At 64.9% G+C, this 24,470-nt stretch carries 18 protein-coding genes; 4 read left to right on the forward strand and 14 right to left on the reverse strand.

From position 1 onward, the window contains the following. The first annotated feature begins 141 nt into the window (after positions 1-141). Both araD and ACP2YO_RS02725 read left to right on the forward strand, forming a co-directional pair. On the forward strand, positions 142-1,884 hold the full coding sequence (araD, locus tag ACP2YO_RS02720) for an L-arabinonate dehydratase (protein WP_426438820.1): 1,743 nt from the start codon (positions 142-144) through the stop codon (positions 1,882-1,884). Between the two features lie 123 nt (positions 1,885-2,007). Continuing rightward, positions 2,008-2,727 carry a ribonuclease activity regulator RraA gene (locus ACP2YO_RS02725; protein WP_426438822.1) on the forward strand — a complete coding sequence of 240 codons (720 nt, stop codon included), beginning with the start codon at positions 2,008-2,010 and terminating at the stop codon, positions 2,725-2,727. Positions 2,728-2,983: 256 nt separating this feature from the next. Here the strand turns inward: ACP2YO_RS02725 and ACP2YO_RS02730 are convergent, their stop codons facing one another. The 8 genes from ACP2YO_RS02730 to ACP2YO_RS02765 all read right to left on the reverse strand — a co-directional run bounded on the left by ACP2YO_RS02730 (position 2,984) and on the right by ACP2YO_RS02765 (position 14,556). Beyond that, a complete protein-coding gene (locus ACP2YO_RS02730) occupies positions 2,984-5,101 on the reverse strand; it encodes a S9 family peptidase (protein WP_426438824.1) in 2,118 nt (705 codons plus the stop codon). Between the two features lie 228 nt (positions 5,102-5,329). Beyond that, positions 5,330-7,045 carry an ABC transporter permease gene (locus ACP2YO_RS02735; protein WP_426438826.1) on the reverse strand — a complete coding sequence of 572 codons (1,716 nt, stop codon included), beginning with the start codon at positions 7,043-7,045 and terminating at the stop codon, positions 5,330-5,332. 224 nt (positions 7,046-7,269) lie between these two features. Continuing rightward, on the reverse strand, positions 7,270-8,334 hold the full coding sequence (locus ACP2YO_RS02740) for an extracellular solute-binding protein (protein WP_426438828.1): 1,065 nt from the start codon (positions 8,332-8,334) through the stop codon (positions 7,270-7,272). 24 nt (positions 8,335-8,358) lie between these two features. Further along, positions 8,359-9,411 (reverse strand): ABC transporter ATP-binding protein, encoded by a 1,053-nt coding sequence (locus tag ACP2YO_RS02745; RefSeq protein WP_426443522.1) that lies wholly within the window; start codon positions 9,409-9,411, stop codon positions 8,359-8,361. Positions 9,412-9,674: 263 nt separating this feature from the next. Beyond that, positions 9,675-10,859: a pyridoxal-phosphate-dependent aminotransferase family protein gene (locus tag ACP2YO_RS02750; protein ID WP_426438830.1), complete on the reverse strand. Its 1,185-nt coding sequence runs from the start codon at positions 10,857-10,859 to the stop codon at positions 9,675-9,677. Positions 10,860-10,991: 132 nt separating this feature from the next. Then, complete coding sequence (locus tag ACP2YO_RS02755; protein ID WP_426438832.1) at positions 10,992-11,825, reverse strand: LssY C-terminal domain-containing protein; 834 nt, start codon at positions 11,823-11,825, stop codon at positions 10,992-10,994. 84 nt (positions 11,826-11,909) lie between these two features. Then, complete coding sequence (locus ACP2YO_RS02760; RefSeq protein ID WP_426438834.1) at positions 11,910-12,635, reverse strand: thermonuclease family protein; 726 nt, start codon at positions 12,633-12,635, stop codon at positions 11,910-11,912. 193 nt (positions 12,636-12,828) lie between these two features. Further along, entirely contained in the window at positions 12,829-14,556 is a 1,728-nt protein-coding gene (locus tag ACP2YO_RS02765; RefSeq protein ID WP_426438836.1) for a hypothetical protein, read from the reverse strand. A 379-nt stretch (positions 14,557-14,935) separates the two neighbouring features. Between ACP2YO_RS02765 and ACP2YO_RS02770 the strand changes: the two genes are divergently transcribed. Next, entirely contained in the window at positions 14,936-15,775 is an 840-nt protein-coding gene (locus tag ACP2YO_RS02770) for a caspase family protein (RefSeq protein ID WP_426438838.1), read from the forward strand. A 295-nt stretch (positions 15,776-16,070) separates the two neighbouring features. Here the strand turns inward: ACP2YO_RS02770 and ACP2YO_RS02775 are convergent, their stop codons facing one another. The 6 genes from ACP2YO_RS02775 to ACP2YO_RS02800 all read right to left on the reverse strand — a co-directional run bounded on the left by ACP2YO_RS02775 (position 16,071) and on the right by ACP2YO_RS02800 (position 23,486). Further along, positions 16,071-16,952 carry an efflux RND transporter periplasmic adaptor subunit gene (locus ACP2YO_RS02775; RefSeq protein ID WP_426438840.1) on the reverse strand — a complete coding sequence of 294 codons (882 nt, stop codon included), beginning with the start codon at positions 16,950-16,952 and terminating at the stop codon, positions 16,071-16,073. Between the two features lie 950 nt (positions 16,953-17,902). After that, complete coding sequence (locus ACP2YO_RS02780; protein ID WP_426438842.1) at positions 17,903-18,229, reverse strand: hypothetical protein; 327 nt, start codon at positions 18,227-18,229, stop codon at positions 17,903-17,905. Positions 18,230-18,371: 142 nt separating this feature from the next. Further along, complete coding sequence (locus ACP2YO_RS02785; protein ID WP_426438844.1) at positions 18,372-18,581, reverse strand: cold-shock protein; 210 nt, start codon at positions 18,579-18,581, stop codon at positions 18,372-18,374. Positions 18,582-18,825: 244 nt separating this feature from the next. Next, positions 18,826-21,258 (reverse strand): adenylate/guanylate cyclase domain-containing protein, encoded by a 2,433-nt coding sequence (locus ACP2YO_RS02790; RefSeq protein ID WP_426438846.1) that lies wholly within the window; start codon positions 21,256-21,258, stop codon positions 18,826-18,828. 134 nt (positions 21,259-21,392) lie between these two features. Then, positions 21,393-21,590, reverse strand: coding sequence for a hypothetical protein (locus tag ACP2YO_RS02795; protein ID WP_426438848.1), 198 nt, complete (start codon positions 21,588-21,590; stop codon positions 21,393-21,395). Between the two features lie 129 nt (positions 21,591-21,719). Continuing rightward, positions 21,720-23,486, reverse strand: coding sequence for an AsmA family protein (locus ACP2YO_RS02800; protein ID WP_426438850.1), 1,767 nt, complete (start codon positions 23,484-23,486; stop codon positions 21,720-21,722). Between the two features lie 235 nt (positions 23,487-23,721). Here ACP2YO_RS02800 and ACP2YO_RS02805 point away from each other — a divergent pair, with 235 nt between their 5' ends. Next, positions 23,722-24,396: a Crp/Fnr family transcriptional regulator gene (locus tag ACP2YO_RS02805; protein WP_426438852.1), complete on the forward strand. Its 675-nt coding sequence runs from the start codon at positions 23,722-23,724 to the stop codon at positions 24,394-24,396. The last annotated feature ends 74 nt before the right edge of the window (positions 24,397-24,470 follow it).

Consider the following 24,470-nt stretch of genomic DNA (forward strand, 5'->3'; position numbering starts at 1 on the left):
GGGCTGGGACGACGCGTCCAAATTCGAGTATATGCGCGGCGACGGACATCCAAGCTCCTTCCGAAGGCGGAAACCGGAGCGTATGCAAGCAAATTCGGCAGACAAATTCGATAGGCAAGTTTGACAAACAATGGGGCCCTCATGACGACCGAGAAAACCAAGACCCCGGCTCAATTGCGCAGCGCACGCTGGTTCGCGCCCGACGATTTGCGTGCCTTCGGCCACCGCTCGCGCGCGATGCAGATGGGCTATGCGCCGGAGGAGTGGCAGGACCGGCCTGTGATCGCGATCATCAACACCTGGTCGGACGCGCAGCCCTGCCACATGCACTTCAAGAGCCGTGTCGATGACGTCAAGCGCGGCGTGCTGATGGCCGGCGGGTTCCCGATGGAGCTTCCAGCGCTGTCGCTCTCGGAATCGCTGCTGAAACCGACCACCATGCTTTATCGCAACATGCTGGCGATGGACGCCGAGGAACTGCTCCGCGGCCACCCCGTCGACGGCGTGGTGCTGATGGGCGGTTGCGACAAGACCACGCCCGGGCTGCTGCTCGGGGCCACCAGCATGAACCTGCCCGCGATCTATTTGCCGGCGGGCCCGATGCTGCGCGGCAACTGGAAGGGACGCACGTTGGGGTCGGGGTCGGACGCCTGGAAATACTGGGACGAGCGCCGCGCCGGCAAGATTACCGACAAGGACTGGCTCGACATGGAGGCCGGGATCGCCCGCAGCTATGGCACCTGCATGACCATGGGCACGGCATCGACCATGACCGCGATCGCGGAAGCGATCGGAATGACGCTGCCGGGCGCGTCGTCGATCCCGGCCGCCGACGCCAATCACATCCGCATGAGTTCGGAAGCCGGCCGCCGCATCGTCGAGATGGTCTGGGAGGACTTGACCCCGCAGAAGATCCAGAGCCGGAAGGCCTTCGAGAACGCGATCACGGTCGCGATGGCGATGGGCTGCTCGACCAACGCCATCATCCATCTGATCGCGCAGGCGCGGCGCGCCGGCCAGGATATCTCCCTCGACGATTTCGAAACGGCGAGCCGCAAGGTGCCGGTCATCGCCAATGTGCGGCCGAGCGGCGATCTCTATCTGATGGAGGATTTTTTCTACGCCGGCGGGCTGCCCGGCCTGATGGGTCGTATCAAGCCGCATCTGCATCTCGATTGCATGACGGTGACCGGCAAGACGCTCGGCGAGAACATCGAAGGTGCGGAGGTTTATAACGACGATGTGATCCGCACGGTCGCGAACCCGATCTATCAGGAGGGCGCGCTCGCGGTCTTGAAAGGCAACCTCGCGCCCGATGGTTGCGTGATCAAGCCCTCCGCGTGCGATCCGCGCTTCCTCAAGCACAGCGGGCCGGCGCTGGTGTTCGACGACTATCCGTCGATGAAGAAGGCGGTCGACGATCCCGATCTCGACGTGTCGGCGGATCACGTCCTGATCCTGCGCAATGCCGGCCCGCAGGGTGGGCCGGGCATGCCGGAATGGGGCATGCTGCCGATCCCGACAAAGCTCGTGAAGCAGGGCGTGCGCGACATGGTGCGGCTGTCGGACGCCCGCATGAGCGGCACGTCTTACGGCGCCTGCATCCTGCACGTGTCGCCGGAATCCTTCGTCGGCGGACCGCTGGCGCTCGTAAAGAACGGCGACCGCATCACGCTCGACGTCGCCGCCCGCACCATCAATCTCGATGTGTCAGAGGCGGAGCTGGCAAAGCGCCGCGCGGCATGGCAGCCGCCCGAGCGCCGCTTCGAGCGCGGCTATGGCTGGATGTTCTCGAAGCACATCAAGCAGGCCAATGAGGGCTGTGACTTCGATTTCCTCGAAACCGGCTTCGGCAAGCCGGTGGGAGAGCCGTCGATTTATTGATCATCTGTCGTTCCGGGGCGCGCAAAGCGCGAACCCGGAACCTCGAGATTCCCCGATGCGCAATTGCGCACCTGAGGTTCGATGCTTCGCATCGCCCCGGAATGACAATCAAGGACGAACACCATGTCAAAACTCAGCGACACCACCCGCAGCAAGCTGAAATCCGTCTCCACCGCGACCGTCGCCACCGCGCTGTTCAAGCGCGGCTTTCGCATCCAGACCATCCAGGATGTCCACCCGTTGAGCCCGGATCAGCCGACGCTGGTCGGCGAAGCCTTCACGCTGCGCTACATGCCGGCGCGCGAAGACCTCAACACGATCGAGGTGTTCCGCGACCGCGCGCATCCGCAGCGCAAGGCGATCGAGGATTGTCCGGCAGGCAGCGTGCTCGTGATGGACAGCCGCAAGGATGCCCGCGCCGCGTCGGCCGGTGCAATCCTGGTGACGCGGCTGATGAAGCGCGGCTGCGCGGGCGTCGTCACCGACGGCGGCTTCCGCGACGCCGCCGAGATCGCGCGGCTCGGCTTCCCGGCCTTTCATCACCGGCCGAGCGCGCCGACCAATCTCACGCTGCACCAGGCGATCGAGATCAATGTTCCGATCGGCTGTGGCGACGCGCCGGTGTTTCCCGGCGACGTAATCCTTGGCGACAGCGACGGCGTCATCGTCATTCCCGCGCATCTCGCCGACGAGATCGCCGATGAGACCTTCGAGATGACCGCGTTCGAGGATTTCGTCGCCGAGGAAGTCCACAAGGGCCGCAGCATCCTGGGGCTCTATCCGGCGACCGACGAGCAGACGCTGAAGGATTTTGCCGTGTGGCGGAAGGCGAAGGGGAGATAGACGCCACGCTCTCGGCCGTCGTCCTGGCGAAAGCCAGGGGACCCATAACTGCAGGGAGAAGTTTGGCGAAGACTGGCACTTATGTTGTTCGCCGCGGTACGCGTACCGCGCGTCACCGATAGATCACGCGGCATGGGTCCCCTAGCTTTCGCCAGGACGACGAGGAGGCCAATTAATCTATGGCCCGTAGCCGGGATGGAGCGAAGCGCAATCCGGGAATCTCGCGGGCGGCAAGACTGCCCCGGATTTCGCTGCGCTACACCTCCGCCTTCTCCGCCATCCCGACCGCCCACAGTGCGAAGGCGTAGACGATCGCGACTTCGTCCAGCCGGTTGAATCGGCCGGAGGCGCCGCCGTGGCCGGCGCCCATGTTGGTGCGCAGCAGCACCGGGCCGCCGCCGGTCATGGTGGCGCGCAGCCGCGCGATCCATTTTGCCGGCTCCCAATAGGTGACACGCGGATCGGTCAATCCGCCCATCGCGAGAATCGCGGGATAATCCTTCGCCGCGACATTGTCGTAGGGCGAATAGGACAGGATGGTGCGGAAATCCTTCTCGCTCTCGATCGGGTTGCCCCATTCCGGCCATTCCGGCGGCGTCAGCGGCAGTGTGTCGTCGAGCATGGTGTTGAGCACGTCGACGAACGGCACCTCGGCGACGATGCCGCCGAAGAGCTCGCCGGCGCGGTTGCCGACCGCGCCCATCAGCATGCCGCCGGCGGAGCCGCCATGGCCGACGATGCGCTTTGCCCGCGTGTATTTGGCGTCGATCAGCGCGCGCCCGGCGGCGGCGAAATCGTCGAACGTGTTGGTCTTCTTCTCGCGCTTGCCGTCGAGATACCAGCCCCAGCCCTTGTCGGCGCCGCCGCGGATATGCGCGATCGCGTAGACGAAGCCGCGGTCGACCAGCGACAGCCGGTTGGCGGCGAATGACGCCGGCATCGCCATGCCATAGGAGCCGTAGCCATAGAGCAACAGCGGCGCCTTGCCGTCGCGGACAAAATCTTTGCGATGCAGGATCGAAACCGGCACCTGCGCGCCGTCGTGCGAGGTCGCCATGATGCGTGTGGTGACATAGTCCGCCGGGTTGTGGCCGGATGGAATCGCCTGGCGCTTGCGCAAGGTCCGCGCCCGCGTCGCCATATCGTAGTCGTAGACTTCCGACGGCGTCGTCATCGACGAATAGGAGAAGCGCAGGTTCGTGGTCTCGAACTCGTAGCTGCCCATGGTGTCGAGCGAATAGGCGGCTTCGTCGAAGGCGATCGGATGCTCTTCACCGGAATCGAGGTCGCGGATGATGATCGCGGGCAGCGCGTTGGCGCGCTCAAGCCGCACCATGTGGCCGGCGTAAAGCTCGACATCGAGCACATAGATGCCCTCGCGATACGGGATCAGGTCGCGCCAGTTGGTGCGCTCGGGCGACGCAAGCGGCGCGGTCATCACCTTGAAGTCAACAGCATCATCAGCATTGGTGAGGATGAACAACTCGTCGCCGCGGTCGGCGACCGAGTACTGCACACCCTCTTCACGCTCCGCGACCAGCCGTGGCGGCGCGTCGGGATCGGCGAGATCGATCAACCGCTGCTCCGAGGTCTCGTGATCGCCGCCTGCGATGACGCAGAAGCGACCGCTTGAACTCTCGTGCAAATGGGTGAACCAGCCGGAATCCTGCTCCTCATAGATCAGGATATCGTCGGCCTGCATGGTGCCGAGCCGGTGCCGCCAGACCTGCATCGGGCGATGATTGTCGTCGAGCTTGACGTAGAAGAAGCTGTTCGAATCCGCAGTCCAGACCACGCCGCCATCGGTCTCCTCGACGACGTCGTCGAGATCGGCGCCAGAGGCCCAGTCGCGCACGCGGATCGAGAAATACTCCGAACCCTTGGTGTCGGCGCTCCAGGCGTGCAGCCGGTGATCGTTCGAGTGACGGCTGCCGCCGAACTTGAAGTAGTCATGATCCTTTGCCAGCGCGTCGCCATCGAGCACCACATCCGTCTCGCCGCCGTCGCGCGGCATGCGGCCGAACAGCTCGTGCTGGCCACCCTCGCGGAATTTCCGGAAATACGCGTAGGGGCCGTCCGGCGACGGCACGCTGGAATCGTCTTCCTTGATCCGCCCGCGCATTTCCTTGACGAGCTGCTTTTGCAAGCCACCGGTGTGGCCGAGCAGGCTCTCGGTGTAGCCATTCTCGGCTTCCAGATAGCTGCGGATGTCGGGTTCGAGGATCGCGGGATCGCGCAGCACCTCCTGCCATTTGGGATCCTTGATCCACGCATAATCGTCCGTCACCGTGATGCCATGGGCGGTGAAGGAATGCGGCCGGCGCGGCGCAACCGGCGCGGCATGGACAGGGGTCTTGTCGGCGGATTTGGTCACACGGGCCTCATGGTGCGGGGAACACCGCTTTATATCGGGATAAATGTGGCGATTGCCAGATGGGCAAATGCCAGTTGCGCGCTCTGCCCTGTCCCCGTCATTGCGAGCCAACGGGTCGCGCGAATGCGCGCCCGATGACAGGCTCCGCGAAGCAATCCATGCTTCCGCCTTGGGACAGAATGGATTGCTGCGTCGCTTCGCTCCTCGCAATGACGTGGATGGAACGACCTACCCGTTCCGCAGCTTCGCGCCCGCACCGCCGCCGGACATCGGAATCTGGTTCACCGCCAGCACCACGGCGAAGGTAATCACCAGCATCGCGATGCCGAGCACTGCGATCGCGGCGAGGTCGCCGCCTTCGTTGAGGTCGTAGATCAGGACCGACAGCACCTTGGTCTGCGAGGTGAACAGCACGATCGCCGCCGAAAGTTCCCGCATCACGCCGATGAAGATGAAGCACCAGGTCGCGATGACGCCGGTGCGCAGCAGGGGCGCGGTGATCTGGCGCAGCGCCTGCAGCCGCGTCGCCCCGAGGATGCGGCTCGCCTCCTCCAGTTCGGGATGGATGGTCGTGAACGCCGCCTGCAATTGCTGATAGGCCGAAGGCAAATTGATGGTGAGGAAGGCGAGCAGCAGGATCCACAGCGTGCCGTACAGCACGAAGGGCGGCCGCGTGTAGCTCAGGAACAGCCCGACGCCGAGCACGATGCCGGGGACGGCGACCGGCGCGGTGGCGAGGAAGCCGAGGATGCGATGGCCCGCGATCGCCTTCCGGGTCGTGACATAGGCGATGACGAGCGCGAGCATGGTGCCAACAGTGGCGGTCGCGGTGCCGAGGATCACGGTGTTCTTCAAGGCGAGCTGGGTCGACGACAGCTCGGTGAACACGAAGATGATATTGTGCAGCGTCAGCGTCGACGGCGTCACCAGCGTGGTGGCGTTCGGTGAAAGCGCGGCGTTGAGCAGCGCGAAGTAAGGCAGGAACACTGGGTTGAGCAGCACCAGCAGGCAGAAGCCGAGCGCGATCCAGCGCCAGCCCTTCAACTCGACGCGGCGCGGCGCGCCATATTTGCCGCCGATTACCGAATAGCCGCGCCGGCCGAGCAGGAATTTCTGGCCTTGCAGCAGCAGGATGGTCAGCAAGAGCAGCGGCACGGCTGCGGCCGCTGCCAACTCCAGCCTCGGCGGATACTGGAACAGGCTCCAGATCTTGGTGGTCATGGTGTGAAAGCCCGCCGGCAGCGCCAGGATCGCCGGCGAGCCGAATAGCGTCATCGCTTGCAGGAACGCGATCAGGGCGCCGGCAACCAGCGCCGGCAGCGCCAGCGGGATCGTGATCCGCCGCGCGGTGGTCCAGGCATTGCCGCCGAGGATCGCGGAGGCATCCTCGAGCTCGCCCGGCATGCTGTCGAGCGCATTCGCCACCAGCACGAACACGAACGGAAACGTGTAGCAGGAGATCACGAAGATGATCCCGGTCAGCGAATAGATGTTGAACAGCGCATCCGCGTCCTCGCCGGCAAACAGCCGGTAAAGCTGGTTCAATAGCCCGGAGTTCGGCGCCGCCAGCAGTTCCCACGCGATCGCGCCGAGGAACGGCGGCGTCACGAACGACGCCGTCACCAGCGCGCGGATGGTCTGCCGTCCCGGCATGTCGGTGCGCGACACCAGCCAGCTGATCGGGGCCGCGACGACGCAGCAGATCACGGCCGATGTGATTGCGATGATCGCGGTGGTCAGCAGCGGATCGAGGAAATCGGGGTTGCTGAACAGCGTGACGAAGTTTTGCAGCGTCGGATGCCGGTTCTTGTCGGTAAAGGCGTACACCGCGAGCCACGACAGCGGCAGCAGGATCAGCAGCATGAGAATGGCAGCGAACAGCCACAGCACCGGACGCGTCCAGTCGATGCGGGGGCGGGCGGCGGAGGAGGTGGTTGCTGTCATGCTAATCCGGGCTGAGCTTCTTCAGCCCCCTCGCCCCGCTCTTGCGGGGTCGAGACGAGCCAAGCTCGCTCTGAGAAGGTTGGGGTGAGGGGCTGCTTCCCCGAGTGTTGGTGTTGGTGAGACCTGTACCCCCTCACCCGGAACGCATCTGACGATGCGTTCCGACCTCTCCCCGCAAGCGGGGCGAGGTGAAGAGCGGCGCTCCGTCTCCTCATCATGTGGGGCTAAACCCGAAACAGCCGCGCATAGCGCGTCTTGATCTCTTCGGTCATCGCTTCCACACCGGCCGGATCTTCCTTCATCAGCTTGATGTCGGTGAGCTTGCGCCGCCCCGCCTTGGGTTGCACCTGGGCGTGCACCGAATATTGCCCGGTGAAGTCGACGAAGAACTGCTGGGTCTCGCGGGTGTGCAGCCAGGCCTGGAAGAGCTTTGCTGCGTTCGGATGCGGCGCGCCGGCGAAGATGCCTGTTGGCCCCGAGATCGTCGGCGTGCCCTCGGTCGGGTAGACCGGTTCGACCGGCTGTCCCGCCTCCTTCAGCAGCACGATGCCGTATTCATTGCCGTCGGCCATCACGGCGCGCTCGCCGAGCGAGAGCTTCTTGGGCGGATCGGTCGAGGACTGCACTTGCATCACGCGCTGCTTGGACAGCTTCTCCAGATAGGGCCAGCCGAGCTCGCGCACGAGCTGGAAGGTCGTGGTCATGATGGTGCCGCTATAGGCCGGGTGCCCCTTCACCATCTTTCCCGCCCATTTCGGGTCGAGCAGGTCGGCAAAGCTCTTCGGCGCGTCTTCCGCCTTCACCAGATTGGTGTTGTAGGCGATCGACGACAGCCACAGCCGCGTGGTGACGGCCATGCCGTCCGGATCGCGGTAATTGTCCGGAAAATATTTCGCGACGTCCTCGGGCACGAACGGCATCAGCCAACCGCTCTTTTTCCAGGGAATTAAGTGTGACGCGTCGGCGCTGTTGACGATATCAGCGGCGTGGATGTTGGAGTCGAATTCCTGGGCGACGCGTTGGAACAGCCGCTCCGAGCCGGAGCGCTCGATCTGGACCGTGATGCCGGGATAAGCTGCTTCGAACGCCTTGCCCAGCTTTTCGCCGACCGGCAGATCCATCGACGAATAGAACACGACCATGCCTTCCTTCTTGGCGGCCGCGACGAGGTCGGGTGTGATTCCGGTCGGCCCCGGCACCGCGGCACGCACGGTCGATGCGAACACGGTGCCGAGTGACAGCGCGGCCGAGCCTTTCAGGACATCGCGTCTGGAAATTGGCCTCCGCATCGCGTTCCTCCGTCTTTTTGTTCGTTATCGGCTGAGCGCCCGGCAGCGCTCCGGCGGTAGTGTCAGCCAGACCTCGCTGCCCTTGTCGACTGCGGTCTCCGTCGGCGTGGTCACGCGCAATGACGTGCCGTCCTGCGTCTCCACCATGTAGTCTCTGAACATGCCGAGATAGACCTGACGTGTCACGGTGGCCTTCAGCGTGTTCTGTTGGGAGGAGGGCTCTCGTGTCGAGAGCTGGATGTCATGTTGCCGGATCGCGACCGGAGCGGTCTCGCCGGCCGCGAGCTTCGCGCCGACCACCTGCAGCGTCGCGCCGGCGAAGGCGACATGATTTTCGTCACGCGCGGTGCCCTTGATTACGTTCGCCGCGCCGATGAAGCGCGCGACGAATTCGGATTCCGGCCGTGCATAGATATCCTCAGGGCTGCCGAGCTGATCGATCTTGCCGGCGTTCATGACCGCGATGAGGTCGGCGGTAGTCATCGCCTCCGACTGATCGTGGGTGACGTAAACCGTGGTGTAGCGATATTCATCGTGCAGCCGGCGGATCTCGAAGCGCATCTCCTCGCGCAAATTGGCATCGAGATTGGACAGCGGCTCGTCGAGCAGCAGCGTTTCGGGGCCGATGATCAGCGCGCGCGCCAGCGCGACGCGCTGCTGCTGGCCGCCGGAGAGCTCGCCGGGATAGCGCTGCGCCAGTGGTTCGAGCTTGGTCGTCGCAAGGATCGCGGCGAGTTTCTTGGCGATGGTGTCGCGATCCATTTTGCGCAAGCGCAGGCCGTAGACGATGTTCTCGGCCACCGTCATGTGCGGCCATAGCGCGTAGCTCTGGAAGATCATCGACATGTTACGCCGCTCGGGCGGCAGCGTGTGCGCCTGCGAGGAGACCGTGCGATCGCCGACGCGGATCTCGCCGCCGGAGGGCTCGAGGAAGCCGGCGATCAGCCGCAGTGTCGTGGTCTTGCCGCATCCGGAGGGCCCGAGCAAGCAGACGAGCTGCCCATGATCGATCGTCAACGAGACATCATCGACTGCGACAAACGATCCGAAGCGCTTGACCAGGCCACGCAGTTCCACCGACGCCAAGCGATCCCTCCATCTCACATTGTCGCAGGGATCAGTGCCCGGCTGTTGCCGGCAGTAAAGCGGAAAATGGTGACGGCGGAAAGTGTTCGCGTCTCAGCAATGCGTCGTACGCGTGTAATCCGTCATTCTGAATGTGGTCTCGTCATTGCGAGGAGCGATAGCGACGAAGCAATCCATCGCTGTGCATATGCGGTGGCATGGATTGCTTCGCTTCGCTCGCAATGACGGAGATAGAATGTGCGGTTAGGACGCTCCTACGCCTTCACATTCTCACCCAGCCACTGCACCGCGGCGTCGGTGCCGCCCTTGCCGTGCGGGATCTTCAGCGCATTCAGCGCGACCTCGATGACGCCGAGCGTGCCGAGCACCATCGGTGCGTTGACGTGGCCCATATGCGCGATGCGGAAGGCCTGGCCTTGCAGATCGCCGATGCCGGTGCCGAGCACGACGCCGCATTTCTCGTTCGCGTAGTGCTGGATCGCGGCGGGGTCGGCGCCCTTCACGGTCACGGTCGTCACCGTGTTGGAGCGCTCAGCGGGTTCGGCGATGTTGAAGCCCAGCACCTGACCCTCGGCCCAGACCGCGACCGCGCGGCGCACGGCTTCACCGAGCAGCCGGTGACGTTCGAAGGCATTTTCCAGCCCTTCGGCCTGGATCATGTTGATGGCCTCGCGCAGCGCGAACAGCAAATGCACCGGCGCCGTGCCGGCATATTTGCGGTAGTGCTCGCCGCCCTCGCGCTCGGTCCAGTCCCAATACGGCGTGCGCAAATTGGCCTTCTTGTGCGCTTCCCAGGCGCGGTCACTGGCGGCGGCGAAACTGAGGCCGGGCGGGGTCATCAGGCCCTTCTGCGAGCCAGACATCGCGACGTCGATGTACCATTTGTCCATCTCGAACGGTGTGCAGCCGAGCGAGGCCACGGTGTCGACCATGAACAGCGCGGGATGGCCTGCGGCCTTGATCGCCTTACCGATCGCCTCGATGTCGTTATAGACGCCCGAGGCGGTGTCGACCTGCACGGCGAGGATCGCCTTGATGGTGTGCTCCTTGTCGCGCCGCAGCCGTTCCTCGACCTCGGCGGGGCGGATCGCGCGGCGCCAGTCGCCCTTCAAGATCTCGACATCCGCGCCCATCGCGGCAGCGGCCTGGCCCCAGCCCATCGCGAAACGGCCGCTCTCCAGCACCAGCACCTTGTCGCCGCGCGACAGCACGTTGGACAGCGTCGCCTCCCAGGCGCCGTGGCCGTTGGCGATGTAGATGTAGGATTTGCCCTTGGTGGCGAACAGCTTTGACAGATCGCGCAGCAGGCTCTCGGTCAATTCCACCAACTCGCTGGAGTAGATGTCGAGCGCCGGGCGATGCATTGCCTGCAGCACCCGATCAGGGATCGTGGTGGGTCCGGGGATGGCCAGAAATTCCCGGCCCGCGCGAACGGTCATCTTCTTGTTCCTTATGGGTAAAACGCGGAATCGAGCGTGTGAGGGGTCAAGGCCGGAAGATACGCGATCAGGCCCGCGATTGCGAGCATGGCGAAGCAATCCAGAGCCTCAAAAACGCAGGACGCGGTTGCCTTATTTGCCGATCGCCTCGACCACGCCGTGCCACATTTGGTCCTTGAATTCGGTCGCAGCCGGACTCGGGATCTGCTCGACCGCGCCGTCATGCCTCGCGCAGGCCTCGACCAGCCGTAGCACCCAGATTTCGCCGTCGGTGAAATAAGGATCGCCGCCGCCATTGCGCCCCGCCAGCGTCGGGCCGACGCCGGTCACCTGATATTTCGCGGTCACCATGCCGGCCGATTCCAGATCGCCCGCGAGCAGCGCGCGCTCGGTGTCGAGATCGGCCGCGATGTGATGGGTCACGGCGCCGGTGTAGCGGCTGATGCCGACGCTGCGGTCGAGTGTCGCGGCGCCGAGCCACACCGGGCGCTTTTCCTCGCCGGAATCGAGCACCTTCCAGTAGCGCACATGGTTGCGGCGGTCGGCGCTCGATCCGACCGGCTTTTCGAAGGCGAGGTCCTCGCGCCGGCCGAGATAGAACAGATTGCTGACGGGTGCATCCTTGTAGGGACGGTCGAGCAGCACGCTGCCGACGATCGCGATCGAGGATCGCAGCGTCACCGGATCGGCCGGGTACCAGCCGGCCTCGTGCATCGCGCAGATCAGGTCCTTTGCATCGCCGATCAGGCCGACATTCATCGGGTCGCCGGGAATGCCTGCCGCCGTGCGCGTCACCATGGGGAGCTCGGCGAGCCCCTTCTGGTGCTCGTAGTGCCTCCAGATCGCGGGCAGCACCAGATAGGCCGCAAGCAGGTACGTCATCAGCACGAGCAGCAGCAGCAGTTCGACGCGCCTGATGCGATCGCGCCGGCGCGCCACCCGCAGATTGACCTCGATGTCGGTCACGGTCCGCAGCCCCTCACCTCCCCCGCAAGCGGTAGAGGGGGCGCACTGCCGACGCGGCTCCGGTTCAAGCTCATCCGATCAGGCTCAGCGTCGCGTCTCGCGGCAGCCGGCGGCTTCGGCTTCCTCGACCGAGCAGAACCAGCGCGTGCCCTTGGAGATCTTCATTTCGATCCGGGCATACCAGCGGCTGGTCGGCTGGTGATAGATGCATTCACCGGAGCGGTTGACGTTGCCCTTGATGGTGCAGTCGGGCGAGGGCGCGACCGGACCGGAGGCCGATGCCTGCAGGATCGCGTGGGCGCCCTCCGGCGGCTTCACCGAGCCGAGCACCGGCGTCTTCTTGTTGCGTACGCGCCAGTCCCACGGCGCGATGAAGGCGCCCTGCCACATCCCGGCCTTGGCCTCGCGCGCGACTTTCTCGTCGGGTTCGTAGTCGTGCGAGAGGCGGGTAAAGGCGAGCGCCCAGCCGTTGCTCACCATCCATTTCTGGATGTCCTCGCCATCGACCTCGCAGCGCGCGATGGTGCGGCCGCGGCGATCGACCGAACGGGCGTGGCAGGTCCAGCTCTTGTTGCCGGCGTGCTTCACCAGCTCTTCGCGCGCCGCAACCCCGCAGGTCCAGCGCTCGCCCTTGGTGTTGAGGCAAAGCTGATCGGTCGACGGCGCGTCGATGCCGCCGAGCCGGATGCGGGTCGAGCCGATCACGACCTGGTCGCCGTCGCGGATCTTCGGTACGCCGGTGATGTCGGCCGCCAATGCCAGCGTCGGCAGCGACAACAGCAGGCCAGCAGTGAGCAGCGTCTTGAGCATCGGCAATCCCGGCGAGGGTTTAACGGTCTGATATCAGTGCCTAATATTAGTGCCCAACATTAATGCCTACGGATTGTGCGGGCAATTGGGCGGCCGTGCTTCGCGTCATTCACCAGTCGTAGGATGGGTAGAGCGAAGCGAAACCCATCATCTATCCCCGTGCGTCGATGGGTATCGCTTCGCTCCACTCATCCTACGCGGCCATCATCCGCTTCCTCGCCAGCGCCAGGCCCATCAGCACGAAGGCCGACGTCACCTCCGGCCCGCCGACCAGGATGCGCGTCGGCGTCTTCATCTTGTTCCACTCATAGGCCTTGTAGGGCGCGCGGCGACGGCCTTCGCCGAAGCTTTGCACGATGCAGTGCAGCGCCGGCGTGAAGGTCGACACCTCGGCGTTCAGGTGCGCCAGCGCCATCAGCGCCAGCGCGGCGTCGAACGGATTCATCTCGTGGGTGATCAGCTCGGTCGTGACATAGCCGAGCACGCGCGCTCTCATCAGCGCGAAGATATTGTCGGGATCGATGATGCGTTGGGCTGCCAGCGGCAACGCGACAAAGGCGGCGTAGCAGCGGCCGAAATAGGCCGAATAGAGCTCGGGCAGATAATAGATATGCGAGCGCGGATTTTTGAACGCGCCGCTTTCGACCAGCCGCTTCTGGAAGGCGATGATGCGATGCACGGTCTCCAGCCGCCGCGGCGTCTCGAGGACCTTCCAGCGCTTGAGGTTGCGGAACGAGACCTCGAGGATGTCGAGGTTCAGCGTCGGGTCGAGGTCATTGCCATAGGGCCGGTCGCCGTTGAGATTGTCGATCCAGGTGACGACGCCGCCCTCATAGTCGACGTGATCGTTGAGCGGCACGGTGACAACAGGCTCGTTGGCGCCGGATCGAACCTGGTAGCCGCGGAGGAAGTCGAGCAGCGGCTGCGCCAGCATCGGATCATCGGATCCGGCCTGCGTCGCCGCCGAGAATGCGCTGACCACGGTGTCGACGTCGGGCACGTAGATGCCGAAGCCGAGATCCTGCTTGATCTGGGCGAAGAAGCGCGAGAAGCGCGGATGCGGCCCCGGCGCCAGCGCAGTGACCACCCGGATGGTCGATCCGTCATGCGACGGCACCTCCTCGGCGCTGGTCTTCAGGCAGAACTCGACCATCTCGGATATCGTCCGCCGCGCCGCGCCGGTTTCATTCGATGACGCGAGCCCGCTCTCGACGAAGCCGAGCAGCGCTTCGATGAAGAACGCATCGTAATAGGCCGAGCGATGGCGGATCTGCACCGGCTCCCACATCGGCTCGGCTACCCCCCGCCACGGCGGGTTGACCAGCGCGCGCGCCGGGGAATGCGCGATGAAGATGCGGGCGAGGCCGAACAGCAGCGTCGAGTTCTTGTAGCCGCGCGCGTTCAGGCCGGTGAGCGCCATCAGCATCTCGCGCCCGCCGACATCGGGATCGCCGAGCAAATTGAACGCGGCGTAGGTCGGGATGAAGCCATTCTTGCCGAACGAGCGCAGCAAATGGGCCCCGGTTGCCCGGATCACTCTGTCGATCTCGGCGATGGCGGGGGTGCGCACCGGCGCGGCTGCTGCCGGCGGGGCCGGGTGGCGCACATTCAGATCGTTCATCAGCTCGGCCACCGGAGCGCCGATCGCAGCCCAGTCCGGCGCCGCGTCGTCGCGGGCGGCGAGCAGCGCCGCGCGCAAGGCACCGAGGCGGTCGGGATCCCTGAGCGCCGGCAGGCCGGTGCGGCGCAGCAGCGGGCGCAGCGCCGGGTTGCGAAGCGCGGTCCGATAGAATTTTCCGAGATGGGCGTCGCCGCCGCGATAATTCAGCAGCACGGGATCGCAGACGTCGTACAGCGACGGGCCGTCCTTCCTGACGGTCAGGGCCCGGCACACCGCCCCGGCGATTCCGTGAAAACCCATAAATCTCCTTAACCCTGGAGAATCTCTTTGCGCTGGAACCGGTTAACGCCGCCGCCCCCGGCGGCGTTTCCGGCGGGCCCTCCCTCGACCCACAAGCCTTTGGAAAGCTACATAAATCCTTGGGAAATACAAATGTGATTGAGGTCACATAACGGGGTGTTAACCCCGTCAAGGGTCTCTGCCGGGCGGCGTCATGCGCCAAACCGGGTTGCTCCGCGCGCCCGGCCGGGTTAAGGGTTTGTTTGTTGCAGCGCCGCAAATTGAGTTCAATTCACCGGCACACATCAACTCAACCCATAAAGCCCCGACCGTGTTTGACGCGACTGACTGGCGCGACTGTTTGATCGCCCCGGGGATGAAGATTGGGACCAGGAACGCTATGGACCTTAGGCAGCTTCGCATTTCCCGCCGCACCATCGCCGTCGCGGTGGCATTGACCGGCACGGTATCGCTGGCGATCGGCGCCCATGCCGCGCTCAACAAGCGTTCGCTCGACGCCGCCAAGGCTGTTGCCACCGAACAGACCGGCTCGATTGCGGCCGGCGCCGCCCGCGTTGCGCTGATCATCGGCAACGGCCATTACCCGGACGCTGCGGCGCCGCTGGCCCAGCCGATCAACGACGCCCGCAACCTGTCGGCCGCGCTGCGCCACAATGGTTTCGACGTCGACGTCGTCGAGGATGCGACCCGCGACGACATGGTCCGCGCGGTCGAGCGGATGAAGGCCAAGATCCGCCCCGACACCGTCGTGATGCTGTTCTTCGGCGGCTACGGCGTGCAGGTCGGCCGTGAGAGCTTCATGATCCCGGTCGACGCCACGATCTGGAAAGAGTCGGACGTCAAACGTTCAGGCGTCAGCGTCGAGTCCGTGCTCGACGTGATGAAGGACCAGGGCGCCAAAGCCAAGCTCGTCGTGCTCGATGCTTCCAGGCGCAACCCCTATGAGCGCCGCTTCCGCTCGTTCTCCCATGGGCTGGCCCCGATCAGCCCGCCGGAGAACACGCTGGTGCTGACTTCGGCCACCGCGGGCAAGGTCGCCGACGATTCGAATTCGGCGAACAGCGTGCTGGTCTCGGAGCTCTTGACCAACCTCAACGCCCAGGCCGGCGCCGAAACCGCCTTCAACAAGACCCGCGTCGCGATCTCCCGCGCCAGCGAAGGCGAGCAGGTGCCGCAGGTGTCGTCGTCGCTGCTGGAAGACATCAAGCTCGGCGGCTGAGCTTCCGTTCGTCATGCGCGAGCTTGACCCGCGCATCCATCGCAAAAATCATCGTTTCGAACCGCACGCCGCATGGAGAGAACCCCTCTCCCTAACCCTCCCCCGCAAGGGGGGAGGGAACCGGACCAGTGTGCTCACCTCACCTCGCATCGGGCGGCGATGCTTTCACGTTGCAATCGGCAACCCGCATGAGGCAGGCACGGGCGGATCGGCTCCCTCCCTCCTTGCGGGGGAGGGTTGGGGAGAGGGGTACCGCTTGCTCCGCTGCATGCATGACGGCCTTCACAGCGCCCGCCTACTTCGCGTCCGCCGTGCCCGTCACCGGCCGCACCGGATCGCCCTCGCGCAGCAGCGCGCCGGCGCGGGCGACCACGATCTCGCCCTCCTGGATGCCGTCGCGGATCTCGACCTGTCCGGCCGACATCAGCCCGGTCTCGACCCGCCGCGTCTCGACGCGGTCGCGGCGCACCACCTGCACCACGGTGCCGGCGGTGGAATAGAGGATCGCGGTCAGCGGCACCGCGACGCCGCAGCTCTGCCCGATCTTGATCTGCGCACGGCCGCTCGAATTGACCAGCAGCCGCCGGTTGGTGGTGATGCGGATGAACACTTGGCCGAGCTGGCTGTTCGGCTCCACCGTCGGCGCGATCAGCCGCACCCGCCCGTCGACGTCGCCGGCGCCCGATATCCTGATCTGCGCCGTCTGGTTGGGTTGCAGCTTGGCGATGTCGCGGGTCGGCACCATGCCGACCAGGTCGTATTCGCTCTTGGCGATGATCGAGAACAGCGCCTCGCCCTTGGCCGAGGCCGGCGCGCCCACGATCGCCGTCGAGGCCGAGATGGTGCCCGCCACCGGCGCCGTCACGTTGATCGAATTGCTGCTATCGGTCAGCCGCGCCAGCAGCTGCCCCGCGGCGACGCTGTCACCGGGATCGACCATCACCTCCGAGACTTTCAGCCCGGGCTTTTCCGGCCGAATTTGCTGCTCGTCGCGCGGCAGCACGAGGCCGGAGACCTCGACGATATTGCTGAAGCAGAATTTCGAGGCCTTCAGCACGGTGACCGCCGCGCCTTTCGGCGTGGCCTCGGTGTCGCCGGCGGCCAGGGAGGGCTGGGCGGCAAGCAGGAGCAGCGCTGTTGCGGCGAGGGCGGAGGAGCACGGGATACGTGGCATCATCGGCGGGGCGTTCCTGAAATAGGCGGTTCTTGACTAGCAGATGGTCGACCACGGAGCTAGGCGACGAGCCATCGCTGCATCAAGGATCGACGCGGGTCGCGCTACCGTGCGCTCGGTCACAGAGGGCGCTAATCACACCGCATGTAGCCTTCCGGAAGGCGGAGCCGACAGAGTCGAACCGTCTCCGCGTCACAGCCAACGTCGACCTGAATTATGCGCTTCCAATCCATTTCAGCGATCTTCCGCTTTACAGAATTTCGCTTGACGCCTCCCCCAACTCACTCGTACAAATCCCCCATCCCGCCCGGCAAGAGGGGCGTATCGCGATGGTCACGAACGTGCGGCGGGATGCGGTGGACGCGAGCGGCGCGCGAGACGAGTGCGCTTGCTTGCGTACGGCGAAGTCGTGTGGTTCTGGCACCCCAGTGGCCGGTGCCTCCTTGCTAAGCGCGCGAAAGCGTCTTTGCGGGGGCGGTGACAAGCAAGCCTGGTCTCGCCGGGAAGAGCACGAAGTAAGCCGTCAAACCATTGCGCGGGGAAGGCCGGATGTTTCCGGTTGAACCTGTGGTCCTACTCCCGTGCTTTTTGTTGCACGGGACCCGCGGGTGCAATCGGCGCCTGGCCTTCCTCGCGCCCTCTCATTGAAGAGGGTGACATGATCGCACAACTCGGACGCCATCCGCGTCGCGAGATCGCGAATGTGCATCTTGCTTCGGCTGTTTGACAATTGAATCAGGGCAATGGCGGTTGGGCGTGTTCCCAGCGCGCCCGCTATTTCACCGTCACCCCCGCGCAACGGCTTTGCCGTCGTCGCTGGAGGAGTGCGCTCTTGCGCGCGTCTCGAAGGGTCGACGGCCACCAGCGGGGCCGCGCATCCTTCGAGGCTCGCAAGGGCTCGCGCCTCAGGATGACGGGTAACTGATTGCGTTCGGACGAAGGGGAATGCAGCCTTACTGTGCGACTTTCTTCACGCGCTTGGCGGCTTTCGGCTTGGCGGGCGGGGGCGGGTTTTCCGCGAGCTCGCGGGCGTCGTCGGCCTCCTTGGCTTGGCGCAGCGCGCGCAGGCGGTCCATGTTCTTGCGCACGGCGTTGGCCTGGCGCTCGACGTCGGCGATCGCGCGGACGCCTTCCTCGGCCGCAAGCCGCTGGCGGTGGGCTCGGGCGAGGCTCTCGGGCGAGGGGTCGACTTGCTTCCTGGTGGCCATCGTTATCCTGCTTTCCAGAGCGTTTTCGAGCGAAGTGGAGACCGGTTCGCGTTGAGAAAACGCGTCAAACAACAATAGACGCGCCAAAGCCCGCCCAATCCGTTAGATCGAGCGGGCCGCGTGGTCATTCCAGTACATCCGTGGAATGACGCTCGGGCTCGAGCATAGCGCGACAAACGCTAGGCGTTTGCGCGGACCATGCCCAGGCTAGGACTTAGGCCAGCGAGAGATTCTCGGCGCTGGTCTTGCCACGCATCTTGTCGGTCTTCAGCTCGAAGGAGACCTTCTGACCTTCAGCGAGACCGGTCAGACCGGCACGCTCAACGGCGCTGATATGAACGAAAACATCGCTACCGCCGTCGTTGGGCTGGATGAAACCAAAACCCTTCTGGCCATTGAACCACTTCACAGTACCTGTCGGCATCTTCTCTTCTCCAAAAGCGCATATGCGCATGTCAGCGCAAATCTGCGCATCACCAATTCAATTGACGATGTTCTTTGGAAAAGGGCCGCTTGGACCATTCAACAAGGCGCAACGGCTAATCGAATGCCGGTAATATACACACTTTCCCCGAGAAGACAAGATACGGGCCGGGGCGGGTTCCCTGCCGGGGAGTGTCGCGCCTATGAGGTTTTTCCCGACATTTGCACGATAGGAGAGGGCGGAACTACTCCGCCGCGGCCGCCTCCGCCGCCGGCTCGCCCTTCCAGCTCAGGATCTCGGCGGCGAGGATCGGGTGATTGAAACCCTTCACGATCAGGTCGTCGATCGGCCGTCCCTCGACGAACGGCTCGACCATGCCGTAGACGCGGCGGCTCACCACGATCTGGTTGGCCTTGGCCTCGCCGCACAGGCGGGAGGCGAGGTTGGTGACGCTGCCGATCGCGGCATATTCCAGCCGCTGCTCGAAGCCGACCTGGCCGAGCGTGGCATAGCCGAGCGCAATGCCGATGCCGAAGCCGAGATTGTGGCCGCGGTTGCGCCAGCGCTCGGTCAGCGGCCCAATGGTGTCGCGCATCTCCACCGTCATCTTCACCGCGCGCGCGGTGTGGTCCTCGAACTGGATCGGTGCGTTGAACAGGATCATCACGCCGTCGCCGGCATATTTGTCGAGCGTACCCTCGTATTTGAAGATCAGCTTGCCGAGCGCAGCGTGATATTCGCGCAGCACGTTCATCGCCTCTTCCGGCTCGGTCGCCTCCGTGAAAGCGGTGAAGCCGCGCAGGTCGCAGAACACGACCGTCACCTCGCGGCGGTGGCTGGCGAGCAGCCCCTCATGGCTGTCGGAGGAAGCGATCAGCTGCGCCACCTGCGGCGCCAGGAAGCGCTCGAGCTTGCGGATGCGCTCGATCTCGCCGAGCTGCGTTTCGACACGTGCCTCCAGCGACTTGTTCCAGTCCTTGAGCTCTTCGGTCTGCTGCTTGAGCTTGTCGGCCTGCTCGCGCACCGTGCCATGGGCTTGCTCCAGCGCGTGGCTCTTGTGGTCGACTTCGGTGAACAGCCGCGCATTGCGCATCGCCAGCACCGATTGGTGCGCGAAGGTCTTCATCAGGCCGATCAGGTTGGTGGGAAAATCGCCGGCCGCCTTGCGCAGCACCACCAGCGAGCCGAGCACGCCCTGCTGGTCGACCAGCGGCACCACCAGCACCGAGTGGAAGCCGGCGCCGACCACGATATCGCGCAGCGGATGGTCGGGGAGGCTTTCGAGATCGGGGAATGTCAACGGCTCGCCCTTCGTGGCCGCCTCCGCCAGCGGGCTATTGGCCTCCGCGATCGCGCGGTGGCTGCCTTCGGCCTGCCGGTCGATGCCGATCGATTCCGTCAGGTTGAAGCTGCTGTTATCGGCATCATAGCCGTAGATCAGCACCGCGTCGGCATGGGTGATCTCGAGCGCGCGGGCGGCAACGGTCGGCAGCACGGCATTGAGATCGAGCGAGGACGACACCGCGCGGCCGACCTCCTCCAGCACCTTCAGCTCGTTGATCGATTGCGCCAGATCCCGCGTCCGTTCGGTCACCTTGGCTTCGAGGTCGGAATAGGTCTCTGCGAGCTGCCCAGCCATGCTGTTGAACTGGCCGGCAAGCTCTTCCAGTTCGTCCGCCGTCTTCACTTCGATGCGGTGGCCGAAATCGCCGACGCCGAGGCGCCGCGCGCCAGTGCGCAGCGCCGTGATCGGCACCAGCATGCGCCGCGCCAGGACCGTGCCGGCGATGATTGCGACCACGAGGCCGAGGGCCATCAGAAGCGCGATGCGCACCAGCTGGTCGCGGATCGGCGACAGCGCCTGCGCGGTCGGCTGCTCGAAGAACACGAACCAGCCGAGCTTGGGCATCGCGCTCGCGGTGGTCAGCACCGCGTTGCCGTCGCTGTCGGTGCCGGAGGCGACGCCTGCGCCATGGGGCGCGAGCAACGCGGCCACCTGCGGCAGCGCGGAGAGGTCCTTGCCCGTGTCCGGCCCCTTCGACGAGCTCGCCAGCACGCGGCCCTTGGGATCGACCACATAGGCGAAGGCGAAGCGGCCGACCTGGGAATCGCCGAGGAAATCGCTAAGGAAGCGCAGGTCGATCTCGGCCACGGTGACGCCGGCATTGAAGCCGGAATGCTGTTCGTCGATCGACATAAACGGCCGCCCGTCGCGGAAATAGGCTGGCGCATAGGCGGTGCCGAGGCTCATGGCGTCGGTGAATCTGATATCGCGGGAGAAGTCGGCGTTGGAGTTCACCGTGACGGTCTGGCGCGACAGCCGCAGCTCCTCGCGTCCCTGACCGTTGACGTAGGTCAACTGGCTCACCGCAGGCACCTGGGCCAGCAGCTGGGCGTAATCGGCGCGGCGCAGTGGCAGCGTGTTCGAATAGGCCCGCGTCGCCCAGGAGATCTGGCGTTCGAGATCAGAGATCGATTGCTCGATGCGCTTGGCGGTGGCGTCCGCCTTCTCGCTCATCGCGTCCGTCAGCGTGCTCTTGATGCCGCGATAGCTGATCCAGGTCTCGAGCGCGCCGTTCACCGCAAGCACGAACACGACAAGGCCGACGAGGGCGAGCACATATTTGGCGAACAAGCCCCCGCGCAGGAACCAGACCTTGTCCTTGACCTCGTTCATTCAGCCTCGTCCGCCCCTTCAAATCTACCGGGTGCGCCGCAGTATGAGGCTCTGTTTAGCACGAATTGGATGCGCGGGGCGGTACCTCCGCCCGCAATGGCTAGCCCGGATTCTGCAAGGGGAGGGTCGGACGATCAGCGGTTGAAGAGTTGCCGCAGCACCTCGTTCATCGCCGGATTGTCCTGCTTCTGGGCGGTGTCTGATGGTGCCGGGTCGGCGGGGGCCGGCGGCGCGGCCTCTTCGGCGGTGGAGGCGGCAGGCGCAGGCTGGGTCAGGCCACGGCTGCCATGGGGCGTATTTCCCTGGTTCAGCGTGGAGAGGCCCTGCTGCATCAGATTGCCGATGGTATCGCCGAGCTGCTGCCCGCCGGGCAGGCTGGGCTGGCCGGTGGCGCCGCCCAGCTGCGCGGCGTTACCTCCGCCCTGCGCGCCGTTCAGGAGGTTGGTCAGGCCGCCATGGCTCTAGCCCAGACCTTGGCTGAGGCCTTGGCTCAGGCCTTGGCTCAGGCCTTGGCCATTCGGCCCGAACAGGCCCTTGCCCATCTCCTTGAGCTTGGCATAGGCCGCGTCGGGATGGTCGAGGATACCCTGGATTTCCGGATAGATCCGCGGGCCGACCCACGGCCCCTCGATCATCACGGGAATGCCAAAGCCGACCGGATTGCCGGCCCGCCCCTGGCCTTCGGTGGTCATCACGAGCTGCGGCTCGACGCGGAACCCGATCTGCCTGGTGTTGAGGTCGATGGTGCCGACCCCGGTCATCTTCACCAACGGGCCGGCCAGATTGAGATCGGTGGTGACGGCCTGGCCCTTGTCGATCTTGAAGGACGCCGAGAGCCGGCTGAGATCGGTCGACTGCGCCTCGCTCTCCTGCCAGCCCGACAAGGTGCTGGCGGTAAGATTGCGGATCATCTGTGCGACGTTGAGGCCGATGATCTTGCCGTCCTGGAACACCGCAAACGCGGTGCCGCCCAGATTGGCGACGATGGCGCGCTCGCTGTTGCCTTGCGAGCGCAGGCTGATCCTTGCCTGCATCCGGCCGTCAAGCTTGTCGAACTCGGCAAGGCTCTTGAGCACCGGCAGCGCGCGCACGCCGTTGAGATCGAGCTGCAGCGTATAGGCCGGGTTGGCGGTCGACGCGTCGATGCTGAGGTCGCCATTGGCACTGCCTTCATAGGCGCCGAGGTTGGAGAGCCGGCCCTTCAGCACGCCGCTGTTGAGCGTTGCGTCGATCGCCGCCGGCGCGAAGCGGCCGCCGCCGATCATGAGCTCCGCCGCCGAGACGCGCGCCTGCGCGTCGACATAGTTCAGCCCGTTGACGTCAATCGAGGCATTGCTCCACGAGGCATTGGGCTGATCTGCCGCGCCGGGCTGGCTCGGCGTCGCCGTGATGGAGATCCGCTGGAAGTCGAGATCGAGCTTCACCAGCGGCTTGTTGCTGGTGAAGTCGACCGAGGCCCAGCCGGTGAAGCCGCCATCGCCGAGCGTGCCGGATACGCCGTTGAACATCACGACCGTGCCGTTCAGCCGTACTTCGGTATTTGCCTTGATTGCCCCGGGCAGCAGGCCAGGCGCATCGATGCTGATCTCGGTCGGGACGTTCTGCCGTTCCAGCGGCGGCGCGGGCGCGGTGGCCCGGATTTCGAATTTCAGCGGTCTGTCGCTGGCGCGCGCATTGCCCGCGACGACGATCTTGCGGTCGGCGCCGACGGTAACGTCAGCGTTGAGCGTCTCGATCCGGTTCTCCACGCGATCGCGGACATTGGCGAACACGATGGTGCCGCCGGTGACGCTGACATGCCGGATCGTGATGCCGCTCGTATCGCCGGACGCGGTGGATTTCGCCGGTGGATTGTTGTCGCGGGTCCGCTCGCGCTGCAGCGGCAGATTGACCACCGGCCGGACGATCACGAGGTCGCTGATGTCAGGCCGGCCCGACCACAGGCTCGACAGCGTTATCTCGGCCTGGATGCTGCTCGCGCTGAAGCGGTTGTTGATCTCCTGCTCCTTCGGATCCTGCAGCGCGACGTCGCGCAGCGTGACACTGACGGTCGGCCAAAGCCCGATCGAGGCGCCGCCATTGATCGCGAGCTTGTAGCCGGTCTCGCGCTCGACCCGCTGCGCGATCGCGGAGGTCAGGAACCCGGACGGAATCCCGATCACCGCGAGCAGCGCGATTATCACGACCACCGCAGCGACGGCGGCCCCGGCAAATTTCAATGCTCTCATGTCGTCATTCCAGACCGGGCAAGCAGCGTCAGATCGGTTCGGTGGCCGACGGGACCGGCCGATCGCGCGAGACTATCCCGCAAAACGGGAGCTCGCTCCCAAAGCTTGGCTCCAAGGCCTGAAAAAATATCCGCGGTTCCAGTGAACTTATGTGACGTACGACACACCCCCATGAGGGTGAATTTTGCTAACCGGCGTGAGCGGGACCGCCGGTATCGATTTGGAAGGCAATGGAATGAGCAAACAGGCCGAATTTGCGGTTATTTTGAAGATGAACCCGATGTTCGCGGATCTCGGCGCGGACGAACTGCAGCGGCTTTCAGGCCTGTGCCATACCCAGCAGCTCGCGAATGGTGAGATGCTGTTCCAGAAGGGCGATGCCGGTGATGCCCTGTACGGGGTCCGCCGCGGCCAGATGCGCATCGAGACCGGTGCCTCCGACGGCAGCCGGCTGACGCTGAACTTCATGGGACCGGGCGATCTCTTTGGCGAGGTCGCGGTGCTCGACGGCCAGGACCGCACGGCGGACGCGACCGCGGGCGAGGCGAGCGAATTGTTCGTGCTGCGGCGTGACGATTTCCTCACCTTCCTCGAGCGCGAGCCGAAGGTCGCGGTGAGGCTGATCGAATTGTTGTGCCAGCGCATCCGCTGGCAGAGCGAGCGCATGGAGGAATCGGTGCTGCAGCCGCTGCCGGTGCGGCTGGCACGGCGGCTGTGCGCGCTGGCGGAGGATTTCGGATCCGAGGTGCACATTTCGCAGGAACAACTCGGCGTCTTCGTCGGCGCCGCCCGTGAGAGCGTCAACCGTCAGCTCCAGACCTGGCGCAAGGACGGCATCCTCGACCTGCAGCGCGGACGCATCCTGCTGCACAACATCAACAAGCTGGCAGCGGTGGCGCGCAACGACTAAGCGCTTCGTTTGCAACGCGCGAGCGCTGGCGCGATTTTTCTCGCGCATTTCGCGCGCGTATGCATGTGCGTGTG

This window comes from Bradyrhizobium genosp. P (assembly GCF_049949265.1).
Lineage (GTDB): Bacteria > Pseudomonadota > Alphaproteobacteria > Rhizobiales > Xanthobacteraceae > Bradyrhizobium.